This window comes from Saccharopolyspora antiqui (assembly GCF_052246905.1).
GTDB lineage: Bacteria > Actinomycetota > Actinomycetes > Mycobacteriales > Pseudonocardiaceae > Saccharopolyspora.
On sequence record NZ_JBQQBO010000054.1, the window covers coordinates 1 to 4727 of the forward strand.

Here is a 4727-nt window from a genome sequence, read left to right on the forward strand (position 1 = left end):
CTAACCCCCCCACCCCGCGCACACCCGACAAGCCCGAGGTGAAGGGCACCTTTGACCGAGTACGCCGGTCAAAGGTGCCCTTCACTCATCACCCGACCCGGTGGGCGGAGCGGTGGGCTGTTCGGGGTGAGGGGCACCTGTGACCAAGTAACTGGGTCACGGGTGCCCCTCACCCCTCACCTGAACGGTGAAGCGGGGTGATGGTCGGGGTTCGGGGCGGATGGGGTGGGGGTTGGGGTGCTTAGGCTTGGGGGGTGGGATCGCCTGCGGATCGCTTCGTTCCCTACGGCCCGTCGCACTTGGTGATCATGGTGTTGATCGTTGCCGGGGCGGTGGTGCTCGGTGTGCTCGGGTATCGGCATCACGGTCCGCGGACGATCGTTTGGTGCACGCGGGTTTTCGCTGCTGTGGTTGTGGTCTTCAACGTTGTGCTGCTGATCTACCGGCTGCTTCCGGCGCAGTGGGACATCGGTGAATCGCTCCCGCTGCACCTCTGCGACCTCGCCTGGATGGTCGCCGCCTACGCGCTGTGGACCCGCCAGCCGCTGGCCTACGCGCTCACCTACTACTGGGGGCTGACGCTCACCCCGCAAGCGATCATCACCCCGGCGCTGGACGCCCCGGACTTCCCGCACATCAACTTCATCGAGTTCTGGGGCCAGCACCTGCTGGTCATCTGGGCGGCGGCCTACCTGACCTGGGGTGTCGGGCTGCGTCCGAACTGGCGGGGCTACCGGTTCGCGGCAGTGGTGACCATCGTCTGGGGCGCGGCGATGCTGGGGTTCAACGCCTGGGCGGGCACCAACTACGGGTTCGTCAGCAGCAAACCGGAGAACCCGTCGCTGCTCGACGTGATGGGCGGCTGGCCCTGGTATCTGGGCGTCGAAGTGGTCGTCGGCCTGGCCGCGTGGGTGCTGCTGACCTGGCCGTGGACTAGGACCTCGCGCGCCGCGCATCCGGCGACGCCCTGACACACCGCTGCGGGTCCTCGTGACCTGCCGAGGCCCGCGCTGGTTGGGAAATGGCAGAGCTGGCGATTTCGCGCTCGATCTCATGACCTGGGACCCTCGCGAAGGCTCCCATCGGGCTTCTCGCCGGTCGGGCCATGCCTACCCGGTGCGAACCAGCCCGCGAGCCCTCGCCCCAGGTCAAGCCGGGTATCGCCCGCCCGCTGCGGAGATCAGGGCATGGCGAAACCCTGCTGGCGCCAGGCCTCGTAGACCGCGACGGCCGCCGAGTTCGCCAGGTTCATCGAGCGGATGCCCGGCAACATCGGGATCCGCACCCGCATCGTCACCTCGTCGAGCACGTCCTCGGGCAGACCGGTGGATTCGGGACCGAACAGCAGCACATCGCCCGGCTGGTAGGCCACCGCGTGGTAGCTGCGCTCGGCCTTCGAGGTGAACGCGATGATCCGCTGCGGGTCCAGCGCCCGCCAAGCCGAGTCGAGATCGGGGTGCACGTGCAGCGCTGCCCGGTCGTGGTAGTCCAGTCCGGCCCGGCGCAGCTTCGCATCCGCCACGGAGAACCCGAGCGGTTCGATCAGGTGCAGCGCGCAGCCGGACCCAGCCGCCATCCGGATCGCGTTGCCCGCGTTGCCCGGAATCTCCGGCCGGTAGAAGACGACGTGAAACACCCGAAATGGTTTCACACCGGGGTCCGGCCGGGCAGCTCGGGAGGGGATTTCGACCGATGTGCGGACCTGGACGGCAGTCGATACTGGCGCTGGAGGAAGGGGGCGGCCTCATGCCGATTCTTCACGTCCAGCATGTCGTACCGTCCTTCGAGGTCTGGAAGCGGCTCTTCGACGACGATCTGATCGATCGCAAGCAGGTCGGGGTGCGCCGTTACCAGATCCACCGTGGCGTGGCGGATCCAGGCATGGTGATGATCGACCTGGAATTCGACGAACTCGCCGCGGCCGAGAAGTACCGACAACGGCTGTACGGGTTGTGGGCGGGTCCGGCCCACGCACGTGTGCAGGACCCGCAGTCGTGGATCATCGAAGTCATCGAGTCCGCCGAGCTCTGATGTCGTTGCGCTGCGGCGGCTCGGCGGGGAACGACCCTGGCCGCCACACCGGCGCGAGTCCGGATCACAACCCGCCGGTGGCTCGGATGTTCTGCCCGGTCACCCACCCCGAATCGGGGCCGACCAGGAACGCCACCACATCGGCGACGTCCGCCGGTCGCCCCAGCCGACCCAGCGGGGTCAGCTGCGCGGTGGCCGCGAGAGCGTCCGCGCCGACGGCGCCGCGCAGCAGGTCGGTGTCGATCGGGCCGGGCGACACCGCGTTGACCGTGATGCCGCGCGGTCCGAGTTCCTTCGCCGCGACGTGGGCGAGCTGTTCGACCGCGGCTTTGCTTGCGACGTAAGCGGATTCACCGGGACTCGCCCACGTGGTGCTCATCGTGGAGATGTTGACGATCCGCCCGCCCTCGCGCATCCGCCGCGCCGCCTGCTGCATCGCCAGGAAGGTGCCCTTGGCGTTGACCGCCATGACGCGGTCGTAGTCGGCCTCGGACAGCTCCAGAAGTGGCGTGGTGGACGGGATTCCGGCGTTGTTCACCAAGATGTCCAGTTCTTCGACAGCGGCGAAGAGCCGGTGGACGTCGTCGGTTTCAGCCAGGTCGACCGGCACCGCGCGGGCGCCGGTTTCCGCTGCGACCGCGTTCGCCGCGGCCTCGTCGGTGGCGTAGCTGAACAGCACTGTCGCGCCGTCGGCCCGCAGGCGCGCCACGATCGCCCGGCCGATGCCGCGCGAACCACCGGTGACGACTGCGGTCTTGCCTTCGAGAGTCATGGCGCCACCATTTCGGCGATTGCGGAAGACTTCGCTCCGCAATCGCGGCGACACTGGAAAAATGTTGGAAACCTCGGCTCGACTGCTCCGCCTGCTGTCGCTGTTGCAGGCGCGACGCGACTGGTCCGGAGCTGAGCTCGCCGACCGCCTCGGAGTGAGCACCCGGACCATCCGCGCGGACGTCGACCGGCTGCGCAGCCTCGGCTATCCCGTGCACGCGACGCCCGGCGTGGCGGGTGGCTACCGGCTCGGCGCGGGAGCTGCGCTGCCGCCGCTGCTGCTGGACGACGACGCCGCCGTCGCGGTCGCCGTCGGGCTGCGCACCGCGGCGGGCGGCACGGTGTCGGGGATCGAGGAGACCTCGATGCGGGCGCTGGCCAATTTGGAGCAGATGTTGCCTGCGCGGCTGCGGCAGCGCGTCAACGCCTGGCAGACCTACACCGTGGCGATCTCCGGCGGCGGGCCGGTGATCGACGCCGACGTCCTGACCACGATCGTGCGCGCCTGCCGGGACCGCGAGCGGCTGCGGTTCGACTATCGGGCCCACGACGGCGCCGCGAGCCTGCGCGACGTCGAGCCGCATCGGCTGGTCAGCACCGGGCGCCGCTGGTACCTGGTCGGTTGGGACCGCGACCGCGGCGACTGGCGGAGCTTCCGAGTCGATCGGCTGTCGCCGCGGACCCCGACCGGTCCGCGCTTCGCGTCCCGCGAACCACCGGAAGGCGGCTTCGCCGAGTACGTCGCGCGCGGTGTTTCGGCCGTGCTGTGGGCGTATCGCGCGCGGGTGCGGGTGCACGCGCCCGCGGAGGTCGTCGTGCAGCGGGTGCCGCCCACGACGTGGTCGGTCGCCGCGATCGACGACGAGACCTGCCTGGTCGACGCGGGAGCCGACACCCCGCAACTGCTCGCGGTGTACCTCGGGGCGCTGGACCTCGACTTCGACGTGCTCGACGCCCCGGAACTGGCCGCCGCGACCCGCCGCCTCGCCGACCGCTACGCCCGCGCGGCTCGGGAGTGATCGCTGCGGAACGACCACCCGCGAGTCGTTTGCCGCGCGGTGACATTCGCCCGGAAGCGGCTGGGCGGAGGGAGCGCATCGGCCGGGACGACGTCGAGCATCGCCGGGGGCGTGCCGACAATTCCCCACTGCGAGCTAGGGTGACCCGACCGGGTGCGGGTGTCCCGCAAGGGACTGGGGGCAGTATGAGCGTCGCCGTGCTGGGGCTGGTGGCGCTCGTCGTGGCGGTGGCGGCTTTCGTGCAGGGCACCACCGGGGTGGGCTTCGCGCTCATCGTCGCGCCGGTGATCGGACTGGTGGAACCGTCGCTGCTACCGGTGTTCCTGCTGGTGCTGATGATCCCGCTCAACCTCTACATCGCCGGTCGCGAACGCGGCAGCCTGGACAAGCTCGGCGCCGGGTGGATCACCGCGGGACGGTTCGTCGGCACCTTCGGCGGGCTGTGGGTGCTGATGGCGATTCCGGTGGCGCAGCTGAACCTGCTCATCGGCGGATCGACCGTGCTGGCTGCGGTGGTGACGCTGATCGCGCCGAAGTTCACGCCGGGACGCGGTGCTTTCCTCGCCGCCGGAGCGATCACCGGGGTGACCGAAACGGCCACCGGAGTGGGCGGGCCACCGCTGGCGCTGGTGTACCAGCACCGGCCTGCCGCCGTGCTGCGCTCGACGGTCGCGGTTTGCTTCATCGCGGGCGAGTGCATTTCGTTGGTGGTGCTGCTGAGCACCGGGCAGGTCGGGCTCCACCAGCTTCGGCTGGCGCTGTTGCTGCTGCCCGCGCTGGTGCTCGGCGCGGCGCTGAGCCGCTACGTTCACCACCGGCTCGACGGGCCGCTGATGCGATTGCTGGTGCAGCTGTTCGCGATCGGCTCCGGCATCGTGCTGCTGCTGTCCTGTTTGCGCAAACCGG

6 protein-coding genes are annotated in these 4727 nt (G+C 69.8%); 4 read left to right on the forward strand and 2 right to left on the reverse strand.

Annotated features, from left to right (window positions below):
* The first annotated feature begins 254 nt into the window (after positions 1 to 254).
* On the forward strand, positions 255 to 971 hold the full coding sequence (locus tag ACTWQN_RS37940; RefSeq protein WP_443208514.1) for a YwaF family protein: 717 nt from the start codon (positions 255 to 257) through the stop codon (positions 969 to 971).
* 209 nt (positions 972 to 1180) lie between these two features.
* Here ACTWQN_RS37940 and ACTWQN_RS37945 read toward each other — a convergent pair whose 3' ends face one another.
* The gene (locus ACTWQN_RS37945; protein ID WP_443208515.1) at positions 1181 to 1636 is read right to left on the reverse strand and encodes a tRNA (cytidine(34)-2'-O)-methyltransferase; all 456 of its coding nucleotides are present in this window, start codon (positions 1634 to 1636) and stop codon (positions 1181 to 1183) included.
* Positions 1637 to 1746: 110 nt separating this feature from the next.
* On the opposite strand from ACTWQN_RS37945, the gene ACTWQN_RS37950 reads away from it, so the two are divergent.
* On the forward strand, positions 1747 to 2031 hold the full coding sequence (locus ACTWQN_RS37950; RefSeq protein ID WP_443208516.1) for a hypothetical protein: 285 nt from the start codon (positions 1747 to 1749) through the stop codon (positions 2029 to 2031).
* A gap of 64 nt (positions 2032 to 2095) precedes the next feature.
* On the opposite strand, the gene ACTWQN_RS37955 is transcribed toward ACTWQN_RS37950, so the two are convergent.
* Positions 2096 to 2803: an SDR family oxidoreductase gene (locus tag ACTWQN_RS37955; protein ID WP_443208517.1), complete on the reverse strand. Its 708-nt coding sequence runs from the start codon at positions 2801 to 2803 to the stop codon at positions 2096 to 2098.
* 61 nt (positions 2804 to 2864) lie between these two features.
* On the opposite strand from ACTWQN_RS37955, the gene ACTWQN_RS37960 reads away from it, so the two are divergent.
* Both ACTWQN_RS37960 and ACTWQN_RS37965 read left to right on the forward strand, forming a co-directional pair.
* On the forward strand, positions 2865 to 3821 hold the full coding sequence (locus ACTWQN_RS37960; RefSeq protein ID WP_443208518.1) for a helix-turn-helix transcriptional regulator: 957 nt from the start codon (positions 2865 to 2867) through the stop codon (positions 3819 to 3821).
* Positions 3822 to 4006: 185 nt separating this feature from the next.
* The coding region (locus tag ACTWQN_RS37965; protein ID WP_443208519.1) for a TSUP family transporter at positions 4007 to 4727 on the forward strand (721 nt) is incomplete at its 3' end.

Bases quoted from the DNA above. Each gene is read 5' to 3' on its own strand.
- ACTWQN_RS37955 (WP_443208517.1), bottom strand. From the start codon at position 2,803: ATGACTCTCGAAGGCAAGACCGCAGTCGTCACCGGTGGTTCGCGCGGC.
- ACTWQN_RS37960 (WP_443208518.1), top strand. From the start codon at position 2,865: ATGTTGGAAACCTCGGCTCGACTGCTCCGCCTGCTGTCGCTGTTGCAG.
- ACTWQN_RS37950 (WP_443208516.1), top strand. From the start codon at position 1,747: ATGCCGATTCTTCACGTCCAGCATGTCGTACCGTCCTTCGAGGTCTGG.